23 protein-coding genes are annotated in these 21,338 nt (G+C 68.4%); 4 read left to right on the top strand and 19 right to left on the bottom strand.

The genetic code is table 11. From position 1 onward, the window contains the following. Positions 1-13 precede the first annotated feature (13 nt). The 4 genes from Q0Q47_RS01565 to Q0Q47_RS01550 form a co-directional block, all read right to left on the bottom strand. Positions 14-961 carry a LysR substrate-binding domain-containing protein gene (locus Q0Q47_RS01565; RefSeq protein ID WP_293853600.1) on the bottom strand — a complete coding sequence of 316 codons (948 nt, stop codon included), beginning with the start codon at positions 959-961 and terminating at the stop codon, positions 14-16. A gap of 196 nt (positions 962-1,157) precedes the next feature. Continuing rightward, the gene (locus Q0Q47_RS01560; RefSeq protein ID WP_293853599.1) at positions 1,158-2,273 is read right to left on the bottom strand and encodes a mandelate racemase/muconate lactonizing enzyme family protein; all 1,116 of its coding nucleotides are present in this window, start codon (positions 2,271-2,273) and stop codon (positions 1,158-1,160) included. Further along, entirely contained in the window at positions 2,270-2,722 is a 453-nt protein-coding gene (locus Q0Q47_RS01555; protein WP_293853597.1) for a nuclear transport factor 2 family protein, read from the bottom strand. The genes Q0Q47_RS01560 and Q0Q47_RS01555 overlap by 4 nt, the downstream gene beginning before the upstream one ends. Further along, positions 2,719-3,492, bottom strand: coding sequence for a ribonuclease activity regulator RraA (locus tag Q0Q47_RS01550; protein ID WP_293853595.1), 774 nt, complete (start codon positions 3,490-3,492; stop codon positions 2,719-2,721). The genes Q0Q47_RS01555 and Q0Q47_RS01550 overlap by 4 nt, the downstream gene beginning before the upstream one ends. Before the next feature lie 191 nt (positions 3,493-3,683). Here Q0Q47_RS01550 and Q0Q47_RS01545 point away from each other — a divergent pair, with 191 nt between their 5' ends. Further along, a complete protein-coding gene (locus Q0Q47_RS01545) occupies positions 3,684-5,285 on the top strand; it encodes an IclR family transcriptional regulator C-terminal domain-containing protein (RefSeq protein WP_293853593.1) in 1,602 nt (533 codons plus the stop codon). Between the two features lie 139 nt (positions 5,286-5,424). Here the strand turns inward: Q0Q47_RS01545 and Q0Q47_RS01540 are convergent, their stop codons facing one another. Continuing rightward, positions 5,425-6,099, bottom strand: coding sequence for a 3-oxoacid CoA-transferase subunit B (locus tag Q0Q47_RS01540; protein WP_293853591.1), 675 nt, complete (start codon positions 6,097-6,099; stop codon positions 5,425-5,427). After that, positions 6,096-6,815: a 3-oxoacid CoA-transferase subunit A gene (locus tag Q0Q47_RS01535; protein WP_293853590.1), complete on the bottom strand. Its 720-nt coding sequence runs from the start codon at positions 6,813-6,815 to the stop codon at positions 6,096-6,098. The genes Q0Q47_RS01540 and Q0Q47_RS01535 overlap by 4 nt, the downstream gene beginning before the upstream one ends. 181 nt (positions 6,816-6,996) lie before the next feature. Here Q0Q47_RS01535 and Q0Q47_RS01530 point away from each other — a divergent pair, with 181 nt between their 5' ends. Both Q0Q47_RS01530 and Q0Q47_RS01525 read left to right on the top strand, forming a co-directional pair. After that, positions 6,997-7,239: an antitoxin gene (locus Q0Q47_RS01530; protein WP_293853588.1), complete on the top strand. Its 243-nt coding sequence runs from the start codon at positions 6,997-6,999 to the stop codon at positions 7,237-7,239. Continuing rightward, on the top strand, positions 7,236-7,646 hold the full coding sequence (locus tag Q0Q47_RS01525; protein ID WP_293853586.1) for a type II toxin-antitoxin system VapC family toxin: 411 nt from the start codon (positions 7,236-7,238) through the stop codon (positions 7,644-7,646). The genes Q0Q47_RS01530 and Q0Q47_RS01525 overlap by 4 nt, the downstream gene beginning before the upstream one ends. A gap of 277 nt (positions 7,647-7,923) precedes the next feature. On the opposite strand, the gene Q0Q47_RS01520 is transcribed toward Q0Q47_RS01525, so the two are convergent. Beyond that, complete coding sequence (locus tag Q0Q47_RS01520) at positions 7,924-8,469, bottom strand: hypothetical protein (protein WP_293853584.1); 546 nt, start codon at positions 8,467-8,469, stop codon at positions 7,924-7,926. A 100-nt stretch (positions 8,470-8,569) separates the two neighbouring features. On the opposite strand from Q0Q47_RS01520, the gene Q0Q47_RS01515 reads away from it, so the two are divergent. Then, entirely contained in the window at positions 8,570-9,478 is a 909-nt protein-coding gene (locus tag Q0Q47_RS01515; RefSeq protein WP_293853582.1) for a lipase, read from the top strand. Between the two features lie 23 nt (positions 9,479-9,501). On the opposite strand, the gene Q0Q47_RS01510 is transcribed toward Q0Q47_RS01515, so the two are convergent. The 12 genes from Q0Q47_RS01510 to Q0Q47_RS01455 all read right to left on the bottom strand — a co-directional run bounded on the left by Q0Q47_RS01510 (position 9,502) and on the right by Q0Q47_RS01455 (position 21,320). Next, complete coding sequence (locus Q0Q47_RS01510) at positions 9,502-10,152, bottom strand: LysE family translocator (protein WP_293853580.1); 651 nt, start codon at positions 10,150-10,152, stop codon at positions 9,502-9,504. Between the two features lie 3 nt (positions 10,153-10,155). After that, on the bottom strand, positions 10,156-10,965 hold the full coding sequence (locus tag Q0Q47_RS01505) for a TIM barrel protein (RefSeq protein ID WP_293853579.1): 810 nt from the start codon (positions 10,963-10,965) through the stop codon (positions 10,156-10,158). Between the two features lie 100 nt (positions 10,966-11,065). Then, the gene (locus tag Q0Q47_RS01500) at positions 11,066-11,905 is read right to left on the bottom strand and encodes an SDR family oxidoreductase (RefSeq protein ID WP_293853577.1); all 840 of its coding nucleotides are present in this window, start codon (positions 11,903-11,905) and stop codon (positions 11,066-11,068) included. A 33-nt stretch (positions 11,906-11,938) separates the two neighbouring features. After that, a complete protein-coding gene (locus Q0Q47_RS01495) occupies positions 11,939-12,862 on the bottom strand; it encodes an alpha/beta hydrolase (protein ID WP_293853576.1) in 924 nt (307 codons plus the stop codon). After that, positions 12,862-13,641 (bottom strand): ABC transporter ATP-binding protein, encoded by a 780-nt coding sequence (locus Q0Q47_RS01490; RefSeq protein WP_293853574.1) that lies wholly within the window; start codon positions 13,639-13,641, stop codon positions 12,862-12,864. The genes Q0Q47_RS01495 and Q0Q47_RS01490 overlap by 1 nt, the downstream gene beginning before the upstream one ends. Next, complete coding sequence (locus tag Q0Q47_RS01485) at positions 13,638-14,396, bottom strand: ABC transporter ATP-binding protein (protein WP_293853572.1); 759 nt, start codon at positions 14,394-14,396, stop codon at positions 13,638-13,640. The genes Q0Q47_RS01490 and Q0Q47_RS01485 overlap by 4 nt, the downstream gene beginning before the upstream one ends. Beyond that, a complete protein-coding gene (locus tag Q0Q47_RS01480; RefSeq protein ID WP_293853570.1) occupies positions 14,393-15,493 on the bottom strand; it encodes a branched-chain amino acid ABC transporter permease in 1,101 nt (366 codons plus the stop codon). The genes Q0Q47_RS01485 and Q0Q47_RS01480 overlap by 4 nt, the downstream gene beginning before the upstream one ends. 15 nt (positions 15,494-15,508) lie before the next feature. Further along, a complete protein-coding gene (locus Q0Q47_RS01475) occupies positions 15,509-16,375 on the bottom strand; it encodes a branched-chain amino acid ABC transporter permease (RefSeq protein WP_293853568.1) in 867 nt (288 codons plus the stop codon). A gap of 32 nt (positions 16,376-16,407) precedes the next feature. Next, complete coding sequence (locus tag Q0Q47_RS01470; RefSeq protein WP_293853567.1) at positions 16,408-17,646, bottom strand: ABC transporter substrate-binding protein; 1,239 nt, start codon at positions 17,644-17,646, stop codon at positions 16,408-16,410. 51 nt (positions 17,647-17,697) lie between these two features. Then, positions 17,698-19,227 (bottom strand): long-chain-fatty-acid--CoA ligase, encoded by a 1,530-nt coding sequence (locus Q0Q47_RS01465; protein ID WP_293853565.1) that lies wholly within the window; start codon positions 19,225-19,227, stop codon positions 17,698-17,700. A gap of 12 nt (positions 19,228-19,239) precedes the next feature. Next, a complete protein-coding gene (locus tag Q0Q47_RS01460; RefSeq protein ID WP_293853563.1) occupies positions 19,240-20,415 on the bottom strand; it encodes an acyl-CoA dehydrogenase family protein in 1,176 nt (391 codons plus the stop codon). After that, positions 20,412-21,320 carry a 3-hydroxyacyl-CoA dehydrogenase family protein gene (locus Q0Q47_RS01455; RefSeq protein ID WP_293853561.1) on the bottom strand — a complete coding sequence of 303 codons (909 nt, stop codon included), beginning with the start codon at positions 21,318-21,320 and terminating at the stop codon, positions 20,412-20,414. The genes Q0Q47_RS01460 and Q0Q47_RS01455 overlap by 4 nt, the downstream gene beginning before the upstream one ends. Between the last annotated feature and the right edge of the window lie 18 nt (positions 21,321-21,338).

Here is a 21,338-nt window from a genome sequence, read left to right as displayed (position 1 = left end):
AGATGATTCAATTTCACGTGTCGGGAGCGACACTCTCCGGATCGGTGAGCGCCAGATCGATGTCCAGAGCCAGCTCCCGCTGGATCCATCCCACGAAGGTCAGCAGCGGTCGCGAATAGCGCTTGGCCCGCGGAAAGACGAGCCAGTGGCCCGTATAGGTGACGTCCTGCGCGACGCTCTTCAGCGGCTGCACCAGGCGCCCGGAGGCCAGCTCACGCTCGGCGAGGAGCGTGGACTCCAGAGCCACCCCGAGTTCGTCGGCGGCGGCGCTGAGCGACATGAAGCTGCGATCGAAGCGGGGGCCGGCCGGGGCAGGGGCGACCAGGTGGTTGGCGGCGAACCAATCGGGCCAGCGCACCTTCTTGTTGTCGCTCTCGATCAGCGTGTGACGCAGGAGATCGGCGGCGGTGCGAATGCCCGCGGCGACGGCCGGCGCGCACAGCGGCGTGACCGTCTCGATCCCCAGTGGCACCACGATCACGCCCTGTTGCTTGAGGCTGCCATAGTAATCGGCCGTGGGCACGCCGTAGACGATGTCTGCGTCGAACTCGTCGGCGAGGAAGCGCGTGTAGTCGGTGCCGGTGGCGAGCCGCAGCTCCAGGCCCGGGCAGTCGGTGAGCAGGCGTTTCAGCCGCGGCACCAGCCACTGCGCCGCGAAGCTCGGCGCGCAGTGCAGCTTGAAGAGCTGCGGCTTCCGCGCCGCCACGCTGCCGAGCCCCAGCGCCAGCTCGCCGAACCCGCGCTCGACATAGCGCATCAGCGTGTCGCCCTCCGCCGTCAGCCGCAGCCCGCGCCCTTCCTTCTCGAACAGCACGGTGCCGAGATCGCGCTCCAGCCCGCGGATCGCATGGCTCACCGCGCTCGGCGTCAGTCCGAGATCCTCCGCCGCCAGCCGGAACGACCCGGTGCGCGTGGCGGCCTCGAAGGCGCGAAGGGCGGAGAGATGGAGCTTGCGGATCATGGGGGGCGCGGTGAGGGGAGAAGAACCATATCAACTCCGCACAGAGCCTCCACCCCTCCGCGCGTCATGCCCGGGCTTGGCCCGGGCACCCACGACTTTGCTGGGGCCATCCCGAAGTCGTGGATGGCCGGGCCAAGCCCGGCCAGGACGGCTGAGAGTGCAGAGCAGGCTGGATAACGGCCTTCGCAGGGGCCGCTCACCCCGTCCGGTACTTGGCCACCACCGCCGGATCCGGCTCGAACCCGATCCCCGGCAGGTCGGGGATCGCGATCGCGCCACCCTTCACCAGCGGCGCAGCCAGGCCGCACCACGCCTCCGGCTCGACATAGAGGACCTCGAACAGGTCGAACTCCGGCAGCGTCGCGGCCAATTGCAGCGTCGCCCAGTAGCCCGGCCCGAAATAGGGCGAGTGGGGCGCGAGCCGCTTGCCCGTCGCGCGCACCGCGCCGACGACGCGCAGGAATTCGGTGATGCCCCCGACCTTCGTGACGCTCGGCTGCACCACCGCGAGCGAGGGGATCAGCGGCGCGAAGCCCTCCAGCGTGCACAGGTTCTCGCCGGCGGCGATCGACAGGCCGAGCGCGGCGGCCTCCTGCCAGGGCCCTGTGTCTTCGGGCGGGAAGGTCGGCTCCTCCAGCCAGTCGATGCGCTGCGCCTCGAGGAAGGGCGCCATGGCCAGCATGCGCTCGCGGCCGATCTGGCAGTTGGCGTCGACCGTGATCGTCGCGTCCGGCGCTGCGGCACGGCCCGCCGCGATGCAGGCCTCCTCGATCTCATGCAGCTTGAGGTCGGTATAGCCCTCCGACAGGGCCTTCTCCGAGAAGTGGCGGACGAGGTCCGGCGTCCCGTAGCGCACGAGGCTCGCATAGGCGCGAACACTCTCGCGCACGCGCTCCCCCAGCAGGCGCGACAGGGACACGCCCTTGCGCTTCGCCGCGATGTCCCACAGCGCGGTGTCGAGCGCCGACAGCGCGAAGATGGTGATGCCGAAGCGGCCGAAGAGGTGGAAGGCGAGCTGCCCGTCGCGGTTCACCTGCGCCGGGTCGACGCTGTCGCGTCCGATGGCCCAGGGCCCGACCATGTCGCGCAGGAGCTGCGCGGTGGCGTTCTGGCAGGTGTAGCCGAAGCCTTCGCCCCAGCCGACGAGGCCGGAGGCGGTCTCGACGCGCAGGAGCACGATGTCGAGCGCGTTCCAGCGCTTGGGCGTGATGCCCTTGCCCTCGCCCCCGTCGACGAAGGGGATGCGCAGAACCTGCGTCTCGACCGAGGCGATCGGGTCGGGCGCGTGACGGCCGGCGAGGGCGGGGATCACGGCGCCGTCAGCCGGTAGCCGCGGCCGGCGTAGTCGAAGCCGACGAGTTCGGCGATCGGCACGGAGCTGTCCGCGGGAGACGCGTAGTAGGCCCGGATCTCCTTTATGAGCCCGGTGGCGGTGTCGAAGACGTACCACTCGTCCCCACGCAGCGCCGTCCCGGCCTTGCGCTTCCAGTGCGTCCACTCGATGACCGCCTCCGGGGCGGTCGAGGAGCACAGGATCTTCTCGATCGACCACTGGGAGCCGAGGTTCTCGACGCACCACACCCATTTGCGGGCAATGACGTCGGCCGAGCGCCACGGCACCTCCGGCAGCCCCGGCGGGAAGTAGTGCACCGCGTCCGCCGTGAAGCAGGAGACGAGGGCGTCGTAGTCGCCGGCGTTGCACGCGGCGAAGTAGCGGCGGATCTCCGCCTCCATGTGCTGGGGAGTGATGGCGACGGTCACGACACGGTCTCCGCACGGATCTTCGGGGCGTCTTCGGGCTTCGAGCCGGCCGCCTGCCAGGCGGCGTAGTCGGCCCGGGTCTGGGGCGTGGGCGGGTAGACGCCATACAAGCTCTCGCCTGCCGCGATGCGCAACTGGACATAGGCCTCGAAGGCGTCGCGCGCCTCACAGAGATCCGCGATTTCGGCCGCCATGGCGCGGGGGATGACCGTGACCCCGTCTCCGTCGCCCACCAGGATGTCGCCCGGATAGACCGCCACGCCGGCACAGGCGATCGGCACGTTGAGATCGGCCGCATGATGGGTCGAGAGCCGCGTGGAGGCGACGACATCCCGCGCATAGGCCGGGAATGCCATCTGCCCGATCTCGAGCCCGTCGCGGAATGCGCCGTCCGTCACCACGCCGGCGCAGCCCTTCACCATCATGCGGGTGAGCAGCACGTTGCCGGCCGACGCCGAACTCACGTCGTTGCGGCTGTCGATGACGAGCACCTGCCGCGGCCCGATCTGTTCCACCGCCTCCCACTGCAGGTTCATGGGGTTGGGGTAGGGCGTGAGCGTCGCGTAGGTGTCGATGTCCTCGCGCGCCGGGATGTAGCGCATGGTGAAGGCCTCGCCGGCGAACTTCGCGCAGGCCGGGTTCAGCGCCTTCAGGCCCACGAGGAAGCACTGGCGAAGGCCCTTGCGGAAGAGCTCCGTCGTGAGCGAGCCGCTGCTGATCCTGGCGAGCCGGTCCAGGAGTTCGGATGAAATCGCGATGGGGTCGGGCAAGGGATGATCTCCGAGGCACGGGGCCCTGCCGGCCCGGTGCGTGTCGACGGCAACCTTAGCCGATCGGTCCCCGCCTGGGAGGTGACCGCGGGGCATCGGCCGCAGGTCAGTCTCAAATCGTGAGACTGGCGATGGGGCGTGCTATGGCACGCCGACGACGGGTCTGCACAATGGGCTCGAGAGATCGGATCGTGGGCTGGGACGCGAAGCAGCAGAGTGCGGTCGCCGGGACGGCGCTGATCGGCAAGGCGCTGCGCCTCGTCGATGCGATCGGCGCGGCGCCGGGGGCGGTCGAGGTGCGCGAGCTCATGGCCGAGACCGGCTGGTCCCGCCCGACGCTCTACCGCATCCTCTCGGCCCTGGTCGCGGAGGGCTATGTCCGCCGGGATCCGGCGCTGCAGGGCTACACGCTCGGCTACCGCTTCCTCGAGCTTGCCCAGAACGCCTGGGCCGGGTCCGATCTCGTGGCCGTCGCCAGCCTCGACCTGCAGCGGCTGCGCAACCTCACCGGCGAGACGGCCTATCTCGCCATTCCGCACCGGGAGGGCGTGCTGTCGATCGGCAAGTTCGAGAGCCCGCACGCGGTGCGCTCGGCCGCCCGTCTCGGCGTGTTGAAGCCATACCACTGCACCAGCCAGGGCAAGGCCATGCTCGCCCACTGGGACGAGGCCGAGCGCGGCCGCCGGCTCGGGCCGGAGCCCTTCGCGCGCTACACCGAGGCGACCTTCACGCGGCGCGAGCAGGTGGAGGCGCAGCTGAATGCCGTCCGCAAGGACGGCTTCGCCATCGAGGACGAGGAGATCCTGGCGGGTTCGCGCTGCGTCGGCGCGCCGGTGCTCGGCGACCATGGCCGGCCCGTCGGCGCGATCAGCGTGGCCGGCCCGGCCTGGCGTCTGACGCGCGAGAGGGCCGAGCAGCTCGGTCCCGAGGTGGCGGAGGTGGCGCGGCGCATCGCCCAGATGCTGCAGGCCGTCGAGCGGCCGCGGCAATCCGGGGGAGGGGTGGCGGCGATGGCCGCCCAGGCCGAGCCGGCTTTTCACGGTGCCGATCCTCAATGGGACGCCGAGCGCAGCGCGCTGGTGTGGACCGACCGGCTGGGCCAGGCGATGCACGCCACGAGCGCCGGGCGCGACGACATTCGGCGGCTCGCCCCCTCGTCGCCCGTGGTGGCGTCGGTCCATGCCGGCTGGCGCTCGCTCGTGTTCATGGGGGCCGAGGCGTGGAGCGTCGCGGCCGGCGAGCCCGTGCGCCTTCCCGGGGACACTCTCGCCGGCGTCACGGCGGCCTGCGCCGGTGCCGAGGGGGCCGTGTGGCTCGCACTCCCGGAGGACGGCGGAACGGTGATTGGCCTCCTTAAGGGCACCCAGGTCGAGAGCCGCTGGACTGTACGCGGCCGCATCGATGCCTTGGCCTGCGCCCCGGATGGCACCCTTGCGGCGGCGGCGGACGGCGCCCGCGGCATCGTCTACACGATCGGCGCAGGCCGCAGTGCGCCCCGCGTCTTCAGCCGCATCCCGCCCGCCTCGGGCCGGCCGAGCGCGCTCGCCGTCGACACGTCGGACCACGTGTGGGTCGCCCTCGACCAGGGCTGGGCCGTCGCCCGCCTCGACGACAGCGGCGAGTTCTCCCGCACGATCCCGCTGCCGGTGCCCCGGCCCACGGGGCTCGCCTTCGGCGGGCCGGAGGGGCAGAGCCTTTTCGTCACGACGGCGCGATACGGGCTGTCGCGGGACGTGCTGGAAAGGGCGCCCATGAGCGGGATGGTGCTGGAGCTGTCACCGGGCGGGTTGTGAGATCCTGCGTCCTTCGACACGGCCGCTACGCGGCCTGCTCAGGATGAGGACCACTGCATTGTTATTACAGCAAAAACGGTCCTCATCCTGAGCAGCCGCCGAAGGCGGCGTGTCGAAGGACGCAGAACCGTTCAACCGCTCACAGCGCCGGCACCACGAGGTCGCCCACCGACCCATCGATCACCAGCTCGCCGCCGGTGACCGCCTGCAGGTCCGCCACCGACATCCCTGACAGCTTCTCGCGCAGCACGAAGCGCTTGTTCGCGATGTCGACCACCGCGAGGCTCGTATAGACCCGCGTCACGCAGCCGACGCCGGTGAGCGGCAAGGTGCAGCGCTTCACGAGCTTGGGCTTGCCGTCCTTGGTCACGTGGTCGGTGATCACCGCCACGCGCTTGGCCCCGTGCACCAGGTCCATGGCGCCGCCGACGGCAGGCACGCCCTTCGGCCCCGTGCTCCAGTTGGCGAGGTCGCCGGTCTCGGCCACCTCGTAGGCGCCGAGGATGGCGACGTCGAGATGCCCGCCGCGCACCATGGCGAAGCTGTCGGCGTGGTGGAAGAAGGCGGCGCCGGGCTTCAGGGTCACGGCCTTCTTGCCGGCGTTGATGAGGTCCCAGTCCTCCTCGCCCTTCGGCGGCGCCTCGCCGAAGCCGAGGATGCCGTTCTCCGTGTGGAAGACGGCCTCTCGCCCGGCCGGCTGGTACTGCGCCACCATCTCGGGGAAACCGATGCCGAGGTTCACATAGGCCCCGTCTGCGATGTCCTGCGCGGCGCGCCAGGCGATTTGCGCGTTGGTCAGCGGTGTCGTCGTCACAGCGTCGCTCCTGCGCGCAAGAGGGTCTCTTCCTGTTGCGGGTTCGGCACCTCGACCACCCGCTGCACGAAGATGCCGGGGGTGATGACGTGCTCGGGGTCGATGCCGCCCGGCGGCACGATCTTGCTCGCCTGGACGATGGTCACCGCCGCCGCCATGCACATTAGCGGCCCGAAGTTGCGGCCGGCCATGCGGAAGGTGAGGTTGCCGTAGGGGTCGGCGAGTTCGGCCTTCACCAGCGCGTACTCGGCCTTCAGCCAGCGCTCGCGGACATAAGGGCGCCCCTCGAACTCCTCGACCGGCTTGCCCTCGGCGAGCTGCGTCCCGTAGCTCGTCGGCGTGTAGAAGGCCGGGATGCCGGCCCCGCCCGCCCGGATGCGCTCCGCCAGCGTGCCCTGCGGCACCAGTTCGAGCTCGATCTTGCCGGCGAGGTAGCGCTCGGTGAAGGCCTTGGGGTCGACCGAGCGCGGGAACGAGCACACCAGCTTGGCGACCATGTCGTGGTCGATGAGCCCGGCGAGGCCGACCTTGCCGTTGCCGGCATTGTTGTTGATGACCGTGAGGTTCTTGGGCGAACCGGTCGCCTTGAAGCGGGCAATGAGGGCGTGGATCAGCTCGATCGGCGAACCGGAGCCGCCGAACCCGCCGATCATGACGGTGGCGCCATCGGGAATGTCGGCCACGGCCTCCGCCACGCCGGCAATCGTCTTGTCCATGGGAGTTCCTCGCCCGCGCCCTTGGTTCGGCACGGGCGAAACAGTACTGCGCGTCAAGAGGCGGAGCAAGCAGTTCGTGCGTTATACAAAACAATGTGCGTCATTCGCACAAAGCGGATGAGTGGCCTCAGCGGATGATTTGTGATATCTATCTGTTGGTATCTATCGCGAGTTGCACGGAATGAACGCCACCGGAAAGATTTTTACCCACGGTCGCAGCCAGGCAGTCCGCCTTCCCAAGGAATTTCGCTTCGAGGGCAAGGAAGTCCGCATCACGAAGGTGGGTGACAGGGTGATCCTCGAACCGATCGGCGATGGACCTGTGCCTTGGGCCCTGATCGACCAGCTTGGCGACCCCGAGTTCATGGCCGCAGGGCGCGATCAGCCACCGATGCCGGAAGACCCGCCCATTTTTGAGCCATGATCCACCTCGACACGAATGCCGTGATCGCACTGATGGGTACGAGACAGCCCACCGTCCGGCAACGGTTCGACGCCGTCCGGATGTCCGGCGTGCCGATCGTCCTTTCGGCGATCGCCTTCCATGAACTGATGTACGGCGCAGCGGCGAGTGAAAGGCAGCGCGAGAACGAGCAGAAACTGGCGCTGTTCCTGGCCGCCGGGCGTATAGAAACTGTTCCGTTCACTGCAGATGACGCGCGAGAAGCGGGTGACATCCGCGCCTTCCTGCGGCGGTCGGGTCTACCGATCGGTCCTTTCGACATGCTGATCGCGGCGCAAGCCAGACGCGTCAATGCAACGCTGGTAACGGCCAACACCCGCGAGTTCAGCCGCGTCCCCGCCCTGAATGTTGTCGACTGGGCGAACTGACTCAGTCGTCGGCCGTCCGGCCAGTGCCAGTCCCATGCCGAGCGCGATCATGGCGCCGCAAGCCGTATCCGTAGCCGAAGGCCGCTCGCCGCCCAACGCCGGCACTCTCTTGGGGCGTCGCCCCATCGAAGCCGAAGATGTCGTCCTCGGCGTGGCACATGTCATTGCGAAACTCACCAGACGTGTCGACCTCGCATGTTCGCATTTGGTGATGGCAAGTTGGCGTGATCAACCCTTTGGCAAAAGCCCGTGACCAATCACGCCAATGGTGCTGCGATCACACAACAATGCCAGCCAGAGTAGCGACTGGGTAAACACAGGCGCCGAACACTGCGGGCGTTCCTGTATTTGACAGGTTCAAATACAGGAGGCGTTGTGTCGGCTCGCAGATCAGGTTGCCGCTGGATCCATGCGGCGTCACGCTGACGAGGCCTCGCCAGCCGGTTCCCGATTGAGGCGTGGCAGCGACAGGTGCCCCGGCTTTCAGGGCAAGACACTGAGCACCGTAAATCAAGGTCTGACCCTTGCTGATCACCTGGTTCAGAAAGCCCGGCTGAGCGGATGAAAAGAAATTCGAATAGATATTTACATTGCCATTCGCGTCGATGAACTGAGCTTGTAAGTACTTGGATCCAGCGCCGCTGTTGAAATTCGTCGTTTCTGCGAACGCGATATCAAAACTCAGAGATTGAACCGGAGAGTCAGGACGCAAGGACACTTGGAGCCAGTATCCCTGGACGGCAATCGGGTCCGGAGCCTGGACCGGAATGTTCGTGGGATAAAGAAACTCGAACAGGATTTCGAAGGGTGAAAAGACCGGCATTTCTGACCTCGACGATAATATAATTTGCAATAATATAATTATATATAACATTCAAGATTTGTCAATTTATTTTCGGAAAGAAAACTTTAAAGGGTGTCAAATGCCCGATGGAGATCTATTGCAGCTCTCGATTGCAGCACCAAGTGCAATGGCCTTGGCCGAAATTGCTTACGCTGAGCCTGAGGCCATCGCGGGGCTTATGGCGAGTTACCCACTGCTGCAGGCCTTTGCGGCGGTCTGGATGCCCGATCCGGCCGAGATGCCAGAGAACTTCGCGTTTGTGGCTCGCAAGGACGATGATGTCGTGGTCGCTATCCGCGGCACGTATCCCGTGCCGTGGAATCTCGCCTATTGGGAAGACGGGCACCAATCGAGCCCATTTTCGCCTTTCACGCCTTGGCCATTCGCCGCCAATGGTGCCTGCGTGACGCAAGGCCTGCTGACTGGCTTCCGTGTGCTTCACGATCTTCCCGGCGCGGGGACGACACTGGGGGCTTTTCTTCGGACCCTGCCGCCGCACGTCCGCGTCACCGTCGTGGGCCATAGCCTCGGTGGGAGCCTGGCACCTCTGCTGGGACATTGGCTGTCCACCGTTCGCGTTGGTCCCATCGCGGTGGCGACCTTCGCAGGGATGACACCCGGGAACCAGGCCTTCGCGGACCTGTTCAGTGCGAGCACCGTCCCGGCCTGGCGCTACTGGAACACGTTGGACACAGTTGGATATGGCTGGAACAACGTCCTTGGTACGCAGGACTTCTACCAGCCGGCACCCCAAGGCGGGGTCCTCGTGCGCGACATGCTGAGACTGACGGCCGCCCGAATCGACCAAGCATTCGTTCCAGTCGGGGTGTCCATGCCGCTGACCGGAAGCGTGCTCTGTCCCCAATCCGGCTATTTCCGGCAGATGCTCCACCAGCACATGCCGAACACCTATCTCGCGATCCTTGGCGCACCACCACTGCCGTTGCTCGATGCGCCATTCTTCGACCCCTGCCGCCCTTTGGTGTAGCGGGTGAGGCAGGACGACCGGCCTTATCCCGCCGGCCGCCGGGCCAGCGCCAGTCCGACACCGAGAGCGATCATGGCGCCGCCCGACGCTTCCCGCAGCCGCCGGACGAGCGTCGGCCGCGCCGCTGCGCCGTTGCGGATGCCGCTGGCCGCGTAGGCGACGACGACGTCGGCCAGCGTGTTGAGCACCACCGAGATCGTGCCCAGGATCACGAACTGCACCGCGACGCCGCCGGCCTGCAGGTCCACGAACTGCGGGACGAAGGCGAGGAAGAAGGCGGCGGTCTTCGGGTTGAGCGCCTCCACCAGCACGCCCTCGCGGAAGGCGCGCCGTGCCCCGACGGGCGGCGCGGCCGGGCCGCCCTGCAGCGCGTTGGCGGCGTCGCGGCGCGCGGTCTGGATCGTGCGAAAGCCGATCCAGACGAGATAGGCGGCGCCGGCGAACTTCAGGGCGGTGAAGAGCTCGGCGCTGGCGAGCACGATCGCCGAGACGCCGAGGCTGCCGGCGACCACGTGCACCATGCCGCCGAGGCCCGTGCCGAAGCTTGAGGCCAGGCCCTCCGCCCGGCCGCCGGCGAGCGTGCGGGCGGCGACGTAGAAGATGCCGGGACCCGGCGTGATCGCGAGCAGAAAGGCTGCGGCGGTGAACAGCGCGAGCTGGGCCGGGTCGATCATCGGTCAGGCCTTGCTCAGGTAGTCCATGCTGGTGCGCAGGTCCGCCTCGATGTCTTTCGAGCGGTGGACGCTGTCGGCGAACGGTTCGAAGGAGAGGGGCCCCGCATAGCCGCCGGCCGCGAGCGCCTTCACCTGCTCGCGGTTGCCCAGCAGATCGCCGGGGCCGACCAGCACGCGGTGAGCATCGCGCGCGAGCTCGACCGGGAAGGAGGTGTCCTCCATGCCCGATACGTGCACGAGGCCGGTGCGCGCCGGAAACATCTCTTTCTCGCCCGACAGGCGATGGTGGAACGTGTCGTGCACCACCTTGAAGCGCGCGGCGAGACCCAGTTCGTCGATGGCCTCGATCGCCTCGCGCTTCAGCCGCAGCGAGCACTCGGGAAACCCGAGGGGCTCTACGAAGCCGATCAGGCCGGCCGCCTCGAGGATGGGAGCCAGGCCGGAGAGCGACTCCCGCAGGCCCGCCAGGCGGGCCGCGGTGTCCGGCGTCCACGCCGTGTCGTTGACGGGCACCAGCACGAGCGCCTTGGTGCCGCTCGCCTTGCAGTAGGCAGCGAGATCCTTCGCCTCGGCCGCCCGCGCGGCGCTCCACTGGTTGAAGCGCTGCAGGGCGTTGATCGTGATCAGCGTCACCCCGGCGGCCTCGGCGGCCTTCCGCACGGCCTCGGCCGGGGTCCCGTCGACCAGCGCGTTGCCGGCGAGATCGTTGCGGATCTCGACCTCGGTGATGCCCAGCCGCCGCGCCAGCGCGAACAGCGCCTCCGGCCGGAGCCCCGGGGCGGCCATGTGGTTGAGAGCGAACCGAAGCGCCATGCTTTTCCTCCTGTCGTTGCCCTCTTTTCGGCAAGGACGCGGGGAAAGGGAAGGGGGAAATCGCCGCGATCGGGCCGCCTACACCGGTCTGCTCTTCGTCTTAGACCGCAGGCCCGCCGAAATAGGCGGGGCGGGGGATCGTCCACTGGTCGCCCCAGATCTGGTTGCCGCCGTCCACCACCAGCGCCTCGCCGGTGACGAAGGAGCCGGAGGCCGAGGCGAGATAGATGACGGCGTCGGTGACGTCTCTGGTCTCGCCGAAGCGCTGCATGAGGTTGGAGCGCGGCAGCTCGCGCCGGGCCTCGTCCGAATAGGTTTCGAGCCCAGCCGTGGCGATGGCGCCTGCCGCCACGCAGTTGACGCGGATGTTGAGCGGCGCCCACTCGATCGCCACCGTCTTGGACAGGTAGACGACTCCGGCGCGCGCCGCGCAGGAGTGGGCGATGCCCGGCAACCCGCGCCACACCACCGCGACCACGTTGACGATGCTGCCCGGCAGGTCGCGGTCGCGCCAGCGCCGCGCCGCGGCCTGCATCATCCACCAGGTGCCGTTCAGGTTGGTGTCGACGACGGCGTTCCAGCCCTTCACGGAGAAGTCGATCGCCGCCTGCGCGAACTGGCCGCCGGCGTTGTTGACGAGGATGTCGACCGTGCCGAAATGGGCATAGACGTCGTCGAAGAAGGCGTTCACCGCCTCCGGGTCGCGGATGGACATGGCCTTGGCGAAGACCGGCGCGCCGCCTTGTTCGGCGACGAGGCGGGCCGTCTCGTCCAGGGGTTCCTGCCGGCGCCCGCAGATGGCGATCTTGGCGCCGAGCTTCGCCATCGCGAGCACGAGCGCCCGGCCGAGGCCCGAGCCGCCGCCGGAGATCACCACGACCTTGCCGGCGAGGAGCTCGGGATGGAAGACCGTCTCCGGCCGCTGCGTCTGGCCTGCCATGGGCGGCGTCCTTTGTGACTCTTGATCAGGGGGTTAGACGGCTTCGCGCAACCAAAGCGTGAGTTCGTCCATGGTGCGCGTTGCGGTGGGTACGATGCCGACCCAGTGCAGATAGCCGTGGTTCACGTCGTCGTAGTGCCGCGTCGTGACCGGCACGCCGTCTTCCGTCAGCTTGCCGGCATAGAGCCGACCCTCGTCGCGCAGGACGTCATATTCTGCGGTGACCAGGTATGTTGGGGGCAGGCCGGCGAGGTCGCCGGCGCGCAGGGGCGACGCCACCGGATCGGCGCCCTGGGCTGGGTCGGGGCAATAGTGGTTCCAGAACCAGCGCATGTCGCCTTCGGTCATGCCGTAGCCGCTGCCACGCTCGGCGTAGGAATCGTGCGAGGCGCTGTAGTGGTCGGTGACGGGATAGATCAGCGCCTGGGCGGCGATGCGGGGACCGCCGGCATCCCGGCACTGCCGGGCCACAACGGTCGCGAGGCACCCGCCGGCGCTGTCGCCGCACACGGCGAGGCGGGCGGGGTCGCCGCCGAAGGTCAACGCGTTCGCCGCGACCCACTGGACGGCCGCCAGGCAGTCGCGCGGGGCGGCCGGGAAGGGGTGCTCTGGCGCCAGCCGGTAGTCGACCGACACGACGACGTGCCCCGAGCCGCGGCAGATCTGCCGGCACATGTCGTCGTGGGTGTCGAGGCTACAGATCACGAACCCGCTGCCGTGGAAGAACACCGTCACCGGGTGGCCATGGCCCGCGTCCGGCCTGTAGACGCGCAGCGGAATGGGCTGGTCGGGGCCGGGAATGGCGATGTCCTCGACCGAGGCGACCTCCACCTTCGGAAGCCCCGTTGCGAGCTGGCGCGGCACCGCCTTGCGGACCCGCTCGACCGGCAGTGCGCTCATGGCGGGAAATTTGGCCGCGATGGCGACGAGGTCGGCCAGGAAGGGGTCGAGCGCCATCAGTGCGCCTCCGCGTCGGTGCCGAGATAGGCGGCGATGACCGCCTCGTTCTCGCGGATCTCGGCTGGCAGGCCCTCGGCGATCTTGCTGCCGAAGTCCAGCACCACGATGTGGTCGGACACTCCCATCACCACCGGCATGTCGTGCTCGACCAGCAGGAACGAGACGCCCAGCGAGTCGCGCACCCGCAGGATCAGGTCGACGAACCTGGTCTTTTCGGCTCGGCTCATCCCGGCCATGGGCTCGTCGAGCAGGATCATGGTCGCGTCCTGCATGAGCGCCCGGGCGAACTCGACCTGCTTCTGCGTGCCGTAGGAGAGCTCGGACGGCGTGTTCCCGGCGATATCGGAGAGCCCGAGGAAGGCGAGCGTTTCCTCGACGCGCCGGTCGGCCTCGGCCTCCTCGCGGCGCACCCGCGGCGTGCGAAGGGCCCCTTCGAGGAGGCCCGTGGTGCCGTGCTGGTAGCGGGCGAGCTTCAGGTTGTCGGCGATGGTCAGACCGTCGAAGAGGGCGATGTTCTGGAAGGTCCGTGCGATGCCGGCCCGGGCGATCGCGTGCGGTGACTGCCGCGCGAGGTCGCTGCCGGCATAAAGGATATTGCCGCTCGTCGCCCGGTACATGCCCGTGATGCAGTTGATCAGCGTCGTCTTGCCGGCACCGTTGGGCCCGATCACGGAGGTGACCTGGCCGCGCCGCGCCGCGAAGCTGACGTCACGCAGCGCCACGATGCCACCGAAGCGCATGTCGAGGTTCTGCACCTGCAGGAGCGCGTCGCTCATGCCGCGTCTCCCTGGCGGGCCTCGCCGAGGCCGAGATAGGACTCCCGGATCTTCGGATCGCCCGCCACCGCGGCAGCCGTGCCGGACAGCACGATGCGGCCGCGCTCCAGCACGTGCGCCTCGTCGCAGTACTGCAACGCCAGCCGCGCGTTCTGCTCCACCACCAGCATCGCCGTGCCGAACTCGGCCACGATGACCTTCAGCTGGTCGTAGATGGCCTTGACGATGAGCGGCGCCAGCCCGAGCGACAGCTCATCGATGAGGATCAGCCGCGGCTCGGAAGCGAGTGCCCGCCCCACGGCCAGCATCTGCTGCTCGCCGCCCGACATCAGGCCCGCGGCCTGCTTGCGCCGCTCGGCCAGGCGCGGAAAAAGCTGGTAGATCGCATCGAGCCGCGCGGTGCGCCGGCCGCGGGGCAGCACGGCGGCGCCGACGGCGAGGTTGTCCTCGACGCTCAGGGTCTTGAACACGAGGCGGCCTTCCGGCACCTGGCCCATGCCCAGCCGCACGATCCGGTCGGCGCTCATGCGGGTCACGTCGCGCCCGTCGAACGTGGCGCGGCCCGCCATGATGGACCCGCCATGCAGGTCGATGACGCCCGAGACTGCGCGGATCAGGGTGGTCTTGCCGGCGCCGTTGGCCCCGAGCAGCGCCACGATCCGACCCTTGCCGATCGGCAGGGTCACGTCCTCGAGCGTCAGGCCCTTGCGGTGGTAGCCGGCCGACAGACCTTCGATGGAGAGAAGCGCGCTCATCCTTCGCTCCTGCGGCCGAAGAGGGCCTTGAACCGGTGGGCGAGACCGACGAGGCCGCCGGGGGCGAAGATGAGCAGCACGATGACCAGCACGCCGAAGATGAGCTGGACGAACTGGGCCCGGTGCTCGGTGAGCAGCGATCCGAGGAGGCCCGGCATCGGGCCGATCTCGCTCGCCATGCCGCCGATGACGGAGGGCAGGAGCAGCCACACGGCGGCGCCGATGATGGCGCCGGCCAGCGATCCCATCCCGCCGATGATGATCATGGCGATGAACTGGATGGCGAAATTGATACCGAAGGTTTCTGCCGTGGCGTTGGACAGGTAATAGGCATAGAGCGCGCCGGCGACGCCCGCGATCGCCGAGCTCAGCCCGAAGGCCTTGATGCGCAGGACCCGCACGTCGACGCCTGCCGCCACCGCCGCGCGCTCGTGGTCGCGCATGGCCAGCATCGCCCGGCCTTCGCGCGAGCGCAGGGTGTTCCTGAGGCCCCAGTAGGTCAGCACCACCAGCGCCAGCAGAACGAAGTACCAGCGGGTCGGCGTGCTGAGCTCGAACCCGAACAGCGAGGGCGTGGCGAAGGGGATGCCGACCACGTCGAAGACGCGGAACTGGTATTCGAGGAAGCCGAACGTGACCATGTAATGCACGGCCATCGTCGAGAGCACGAAGTAGAGGCCGCGCACGCGCAGCGACGGCAGGCCCGCGAGCGCGCCGACCACGCCCCCTGCGACGCCGGCGGCGACCAGCACCAGCGGGAAGGGCCAGCCGAGCTGCGTGCCCGTGACGGCCGCGGCCATCGCGCCGGTCGCGTAGAAGGCGGCATGGCCGATCGAGATCAGGCCGGCGCAGCCCATCAGGTAGTTGAGCGAGAGCGCGCCGAGCATCGAGATCAGCATCAGGTTGATCTGGGTGAGGCCCAGGTTCAACAGCTGCATGTTGGAGAGGCGATGCCCGAAGATCGCCCGCTCGGTCAGCAGCGTCGGGACGTAGAGCAGCGCCGCGACCGCGAGGATGAGGAGCACGATCCGGCCGAGGCCGGGGCGGACGCCCGGGCGGGCCGTGGCGGTGGGGGAGGACGTCGTGGCCGAGGACATGGATGCTCCGCTTCCTCAGACCCGGTTGATGCCGCGCTGGCCGAGCAGACCCCACGGCCGGACCATCAGGATGGCGAGCAGCAGCACGTAGATCGCCACGTCGCTGGCCTTGGGCGAGATGTAGGCGGCCGCGAGCTGCTCGATGACCCCGACGAGGAGCCCGCCGAGGACGGCGCCCGGGATGCTCTGCATGCCGCCGATGACGACGGCCGGAAGGGCCAGGAGCCCGATGCTCTCGAGCTCGGTCGAGACGATCTGCAACTGGCCGAGGAAGACGCCGCCGATGGCCGCCAGCGTGAAGCCGATCCCCCAGGCGAGGCGGTTCATGGTGTTGACGCGGATGCCGGAGATCGTTGCCGCCTCGTGGCTGTCGGCCGTGGCGCGCATCAGGAGGCCGATCGAGGTGTAGCGGAAGAACAGGCCGAACAGGATCACGCAGGCCCAGCTGACCAGCGCGGCGGTGAGGTGGAGCTTGGAGATCATGAGCCCCATGAAGGCGAAGCCGCCGCTCGGCATGGGCGTGGTCAGGGTGCGGGCCGGCGGGCCATAGGCGATTTCGATGCCGGCGCGCAGCACGATCGATATGGCGATCGTGAGCATGATGACCGCCAGGATGGGCCGGCCGGCGAGCGGCTGGATCAGCGTGCTCTGGATGACCGCGCCGATGAGCGCGGCCATCACGAGCACGAACAGGACGGCGACTGGGAAGGGCAGGTCCAGGATCGCGATCGCGGTGACGGCGAGATAGGCGCCGCACACCACGAACATGCCCTGGGCGAAGTTGAAGACTTCCGTGGCCTTGAAGATCACGGCGAATCCCAGGGCGACCAGCCCGTAGATGCTGCCCAAGGCCATTCCGCTGAACAGCACCTGCTGGAACATGGTCGCCCTCCCGGCGCAGCCTTAGTCGGCTGTCACTTCGTGTACTTGGCGTAGTCGGCGTACTCGCCGAATGCCTTGAACTTGTTCGTGGCGTAATCGTAGCCGAACATCTTGAAGACGACAGGCCCCGTGTTGTTCGTGGGGGTGTAGGTGAACGGCGCGGCGAGGCCCTTGCTGTCGACCGTGAAGCCCTTCGAGAGCGTCTCCACGAGCTTGGCGCGGGTCGGGTTGTCGCCGGTGCGCTGCAGCGCCTCGGCGGCCATCTGGCCGACGACCCAGCCGGCCACGTAGTTGATGTCTTCCTTCATGGCGCCGCGGCCCACCTTGTCGGCATAGGCCGACATCTCGGCGTTGCCGGCCGAGGCGTCCGCGCCGCCGGGCGTAAAGCAGCTGATGAAGTTGTAGTTGGCGCCGGCCTCAGGGCCGATGGCCTTGAAGATCTGCGGGGCGCCGAGATAGGTGATGCCGAAGGCCGGGATCTTCGCGCCGTACTGGCCCAGCGCCTTCATGGTCAGGATCGAGGTGTTGGCGACGCCGTAGATCGTGATGAAGTCGGGCTTGGCCGCCATCAGCTCGAGGATCTGCGGGGTGATGTCGGCCGCCGTCACCTTGACCGAGATGAGCTGCGCGGTGCCGCCGAGCTTGCCGACCGCCTCGGCCACGTAGTCGTGGTACTCCTTGCCGCCGGCGCTCTCGATCGCCACGGTCACGACCTTGGGGGCCTTGGCCCCCGTCTTCTCGGCGAGGTAGCCGACGCCGGCCTGGGCCATCTGCTTGTACCCGCAGAAGCCGTTGTAGACCATCGGCGTGACCGGCTCGGACAGTGCGCTGGTCGAGGTGTAGGTGCCCACGATCGGCACCTTGCCGGCCTTGATGGTCGGGGCGAGCGCCACCTGAGAGGCCGACGTGCCCATGCCGGAGATCGCGATGACGGGCGTCTGGCCGACGAGCTTCTCAAAGGCGATCTTGTCGGTGGCCGCATTGAAGCGGTTGTCCTCGGCCAGCACGTTGACCTTGCGGCCGAAGATGCCGCCGCCCTCGTTGACCTTCTTCATGTAGTCCTGGAAGCCAGCGACCCAGATCGACTGGGAGGCGGAGGTCGGGCCGCTCATGTCCATGAGCAGGCCCCAGTCGATGCGGTCCTTGGTGACGCCGTCGGCGGGGCTCTCCTGCGCCTTCACCGAGCCCACGCCGTAGCCCACGGCGGCGGCGACCGCCAGGCCCAGAGCGGCGCGGCGCGCGATCTCCAACTTGCCCTTATGCTGTTCCATGTGTTCCCTCCAGGATGTTGGTGTCATTGTTCGCATTGAGGCTTGCGTGCTTCAGCCCGGCGGCATGTAGACCTTGCGCAGTTCGCGTTTGAGCAGCTTGCCGGAGGCATTGCGGGGCAGTGTCTCGGCCAGCACGACGGAGGTCGGACACTTGTAGTGGGCGAGCCGCGTGCGGGCGAAGGCGATGAGCTCGGCCTCCGTCGGCGCGTGGCCGGCACGCGGGACGACGATGGCGCGGGGCGTCTCGCCCCAGCGCGGGTGCGGGATGCCGATGACCGCGCATTCGGACACGCCGGGGTGCGCCAGCAGGGCGTTCTCCACCTCGGCCGGGTAGATGTTCTCGCCACCCGAGATGATCAGGTCCTTGTAGCGGTCGTAGAGGTAGATGAACCCGTCGGCGTCCTGGTAGGCGGCGTCGCCCGTGCGCAACCAGCCGTCCTTCGTGATGGCCTCTTCGGTGGCGCGCTGGTTGTTCCAGTAGCCCTTCATGACCATTTCGGAACGGACCCAGATCTCGCCGACGTCGCCGCGCGGCACCTCGTTGCCTGTGACCGTGTTGGTGATGCGGATCTCGGCGAAGGGGAGGGCGCGGCCGCACGAGCGCAGGCGCTCCGTCGAGGTCCCGTCGAGCCGGTGGTAGACGGGCTCCAGCGTGACCACCGTACCCGACGTCTCCGTCATGCCGTAGGCTTGGATGAAGTCGCAGGACAGCACCTGCAGGGCATTGCGCAGCAGCGTCTCGCTGATCGGCGAGGCTCCGTACATCAGGAGCTTCATGCTGGCGAGGTCCATCGCCTCGATGCCCGGGACATCGATCAGCGCCTGCAGGACCGTCGGCACGAAAAAGGCGTGCGTGACCTTGTGCTGCTCGATCGTCGTGGCGATGAGCGGCAGGTTCACGTCCTTCATCAGGACCGTGTGTCCGCCCAGCAGCATGGTGCTCGACCCGTAGCCGCTTCCGCCGATGTGGAAGAGGGGCATGGCCACGAGGTTGACGCTGTCGGCGGTCATGCCCCAGGCCTCGCCGAGGCGCCTCGAATAGCACATGCCCCGGTTGGTGAGCATCGCGCCCTTCGGCAGGCCCGTCGTGCCGGAGGTGTAGAGCAGCATGGCGACGTCGTCCGCCGCGCCCGCATGACCGGTGTCGGCCTTGGGAGCACCAGCACGCCACGCCTCGTATGCGTCGCCGATCGAGACGATCCGCTTGAGGGACTTCGCGCCGCGCACCGGCTGGCTGAGCAGGTCGCCCTCGCCGGAGGCGCCGGTGACGATCACGGTCGGTGCGGCGTCGGCCACGATCGCCTCGATCTCGTAAGAGGAGAGGCGCCAGTTCAGGCCAACGAGGATCGCGCCCGCCTTGCTGCAGGCGTAGATGAGCTCATAGAATTCCGCGCAGTTGCGTGAGAGGACACCCACCCGGTCGCCCGGTCGCACCCCGTCGGCGATCAGCGCCTGCGCCGTCTGCGAGCTGCGCGTGTCGAGATCCCGGAAGGTCCAGGTCACGTCGCCGCAGGTCAGCGCCGGCGCGTCGGGACGCCGGGCCGCAAGGTCGCGCAGGATGGTGGCGAACGAGGTCGACATGGGAAAACCCGCTCAATAGCTCTTGGGAAGACCGAGGCTGTGCTGGGCGACGAAGTTCAGGATCATTTCGCGGCTCACGGGAGCCGTCTTGTGCAGGCGGGCGACGAACCACAGGTCGGCGAGGCCGTACTCGATCGACAGGCCGTTGCCGCCATGGATCTGGATCGCCTGGTCGAGCGCCTCGAGGGAGGCGTCGGCGGCGGCGAACTTGGCGAGGTTGGCGGCCTCGCCCGCCTCGGCCGAGCCCTCGTCGGAGAGCTGCGCGGCCCGCGCTGTCATGAGGCGGGCCTGCTGCACGGCGGCGAAGGCCTTGGCCAGCGGGTGGGCGATGCCCTGGTGAGCGCCGATCGGCACGTCCCACACCTTGCGCTCGCGGGCGTACTGCGCGCCGCGCTCGAGGGCGAAACGGGAAATGCCGTTGTTGATCGCGGCCGCGCAGACGCGCTCGGGATTGAGGCCAGCGAAGACCTGCTTCAGGCCCTGGCCCTCGACGCCGATCAGGCTGCCCTCGTCGAGCTGCACGTTGTCGAAGAACATCATGAACTGCGTCTCGGGCACGTGCAGCGCCGTCTCGATGGGCGTCCTGCTGATGCCCGGCGCGTCGGCGGGCACGATGAAGAGGGAGAGCGGCGCCCGGCCCTTGGCGTCGAGCGTCTCGCCGCGCGCGACGACCATGATGCCGTCGGATTCGTCGACCGCCGAGGTCCAGTACTTGGTGCCCGACAGCGTCCAGCCCTTGCCCGATTTGCGCACGACGGTGCTGATCTTGTGGGTGTTCGTACCGGCGTCCGGCTCCGTGATCGCGAACGCGAGGCGGCGTGACCCATCGGCGAGGCCGGGCAGCCAGGCCTTTTTCAGGTCGTCGCTGGCGTGCTGGTCGAGGATCGGCACGCAGATCGAGTTGATGACGAGCGACAGGATCGGGCAGCCGTTGGCCGCCACCTCTTCGACCACAACGTGGTAGTCGGCGAGCCCGGCGCCGCTGCCGCCATGGGCTTCCGGCGCGTGCACGCCGAGGAAGCCGGCCCGGCCGAGCTCGTTCCACAGCTCCGTGGGCTTCTGCTTCGCCTTGGTGACCTCCTGGAAGTACTTGCGACCGTAGCGGCCGACCAGCTTCCCGACGCTGTCGCGCAGCATCGCGTGGTGCTCGGCGGTGTCGACGAGGGAGGAGCGGAAGAGCGTGTTCATGCGCGGGGACCTGCGTCCTTGGAAACGAAGTAGCGGGTGTCGGACCAGTCGAAGAAGCCCTTTCCGGACTTCACGCCGAGCTCCCCGCGGGCGACCTTGTCGCGCAGGAGCTTGGGCGGGGCGAAGCGGTCGCCGAGCTTCGAGGAGAGGTACAGGGCGATGTCGAGCCGCACGTCGAGCCCGACGATGTCGCACAGCTTCAGCGGCCCGACCGGATGGCGGAACGCGACGACCTGGCCCTTGTCGATGTCCTCGGCGCTGGCGACGCCGTCCTCCAGCATGCGGATCGCCTCGATGGCGGCGAGCATGTCGAGGCGGCTCGTCGCGAAGCCCGGCACGTCGCGCGAGACGATCGTGGTCTTGCCGGTCGACTCCGCGAAGGCGCGCGCCAGCGCCACCGCTTCGTCGCTCGTCGCGGCCCCGCGCACGAGTTCGACCATCGGCAGCGACCAGACCGGGTTGAAGTAGTGCATGCCGAGGAAGCGGGACGGATCGAGCGCGCAGCTGGAAAGCCGGTCGATCGAGATCGAGCTCGTGTTGGTGGCCAGAATGCGCGGCTCGAGCGCGGCGAGCTGGCGCAGCACGCGCTCCTTGAGATCGGGCAGTTCCGGCACCGTCTCGACGATCAGGTCCATGCCGCGCGGCAGATCGGTGGCGTCGCCGACCATGGCGATGGCCGTCTCGACGCGTCCGGCCTGGTCGGCCGTGAGCTTGCCCCGCTTCAGGCCGGAGGCCGCGGCCTCGGCAAGGATGCCGCGCACCGCCTCGCGGCGGGCCTGGCCGGGCTCGACGAGCCACACCTGCGAGCCGGCGACGGCGTGCACGTAGGCGATGCCGACGCCCATGGTGCCGGCTCCGACGACGGCAACCGAAGCGGGAGTGACGGGGGCAATGACGTCAGCCATGGCAGGCCTCCTTCCGGA

Source organism: uncultured Alsobacter sp. (assembly GCF_945952055.1).
Lineage (GTDB): Bacteria > Pseudomonadota > Alphaproteobacteria > Rhizobiales > Beijerinckiaceae > Alsobacter.
Note: the sequence above shows the minus strand (reverse complement) of the source record. Positions and strands in the feature narration are given on the sequence as shown.

What these genes read in the sequence shown, in the direction of transcription:
- Q0Q47_RS01515 (WP_293853582.1), top strand. Translation starts at nt 8,570, where the DNA reads ATGCCCGATGGAGATCTATTGCAGCTCTCGATTGCAGCACCAAGTGCA.
- Q0Q47_RS01460 (WP_293853563.1), bottom strand. Translation starts at nt 20,415, where the DNA reads ATGAACACGCTCTTCCGCTCCTCCCTCGTCGACACCGCCGAGCACCAC.
- Q0Q47_RS01480 (WP_293853570.1), bottom strand. Translation starts at nt 15,493, where the DNA reads ATGTCCTCGGCCACGACGTCCTCCCCCACCGCCACGGCCCGCCCGGGC.
- Q0Q47_RS01520 (WP_293853584.1), bottom strand. Translation starts at nt 8,469, where the DNA reads ATGCCGGTCTTTTCACCCTTCGAAATCCTGTTCGAGTTTCTTTATCCC.
- Q0Q47_RS01485 (WP_293853572.1), bottom strand. Translation starts at nt 14,396, where the DNA reads ATGAGCGCGCTTCTCTCCATCGAAGGTCTGTCGGCCGGCTACCACCGC.
- Q0Q47_RS01505 (WP_293853579.1), bottom strand. Translation starts at nt 10,965, where the DNA reads ATGGCGCTTCGGTTCGCTCTCAACCACATGGCCGCCCCGGGGCTCCGG.
- Q0Q47_RS01535 (WP_293853590.1), bottom strand. Translation starts at nt 6,815, where the DNA reads ATGGACAAGACGATTGCCGGCGTGGCGGAGGCCGTGGCCGACATTCCC.
- Q0Q47_RS01495 (WP_293853576.1), bottom strand. Translation starts at nt 12,862, where the DNA reads ATGGCGCTCGACCCCTTCCTGGCCGACCTCGTCGCCATCGCGGCCAAA.
- Q0Q47_RS01510 (WP_293853580.1), bottom strand. Translation starts at nt 10,152, where the DNA reads ATGATCGACCCGGCCCAGCTCGCGCTGTTCACCGCCGCAGCCTTTCTG.
- Q0Q47_RS01455 (WP_293853561.1), bottom strand. Translation starts at nt 21,320, where the DNA reads ATGGCTGACGTCATTGCCCCCGTCACTCCCGCTTCGGTTGCCGTCGTC.
- Q0Q47_RS01530 (WP_293853588.1), top strand. Translation starts at nt 6,997, where the DNA reads ATGAACGCCACCGGAAAGATTTTTACCCACGGTCGCAGCCAGGCAGTC.
- Q0Q47_RS01475 (WP_293853568.1), bottom strand. Translation starts at nt 16,375, where the DNA reads ATGTTCCAGCAGGTGCTGTTCAGCGGAATGGCCTTGGGCAGCATCTAC.
- Q0Q47_RS01565 (WP_293853600.1), bottom strand. Translation starts at nt 961, where the DNA reads ATGATCCGCAAGCTCCATCTCTCCGCCCTTCGCGCCTTCGAGGCCGCC.
- Q0Q47_RS01490 (WP_293853574.1), bottom strand. Translation starts at nt 13,641, where the DNA reads ATGAGCGACGCGCTCCTGCAGGTGCAGAACCTCGACATGCGCTTCGGT.
- Q0Q47_RS01500 (WP_293853577.1), bottom strand. Translation starts at nt 11,905, where the DNA reads ATGGCAGGCCAGACGCAGCGGCCGGAGACGGTCTTCCATCCCGAGCTC.
- Q0Q47_RS01470 (WP_293853567.1), bottom strand. Translation starts at nt 17,646, where the DNA reads ATGGAACAGCATAAGGGCAAGTTGGAGATCGCGCGCCGCGCCGCTCTG.
- Q0Q47_RS01525 (WP_293853586.1), top strand. Translation starts at nt 7,236, where the DNA reads ATGATCCACCTCGACACGAATGCCGTGATCGCACTGATGGGTACGAGA.
- Q0Q47_RS01465 (WP_293853565.1), bottom strand. Translation starts at nt 19,227, where the DNA reads ATGTCGACCTCGTTCGCCACCATCCTGCGCGACCTTGCGGCCCGGCGT.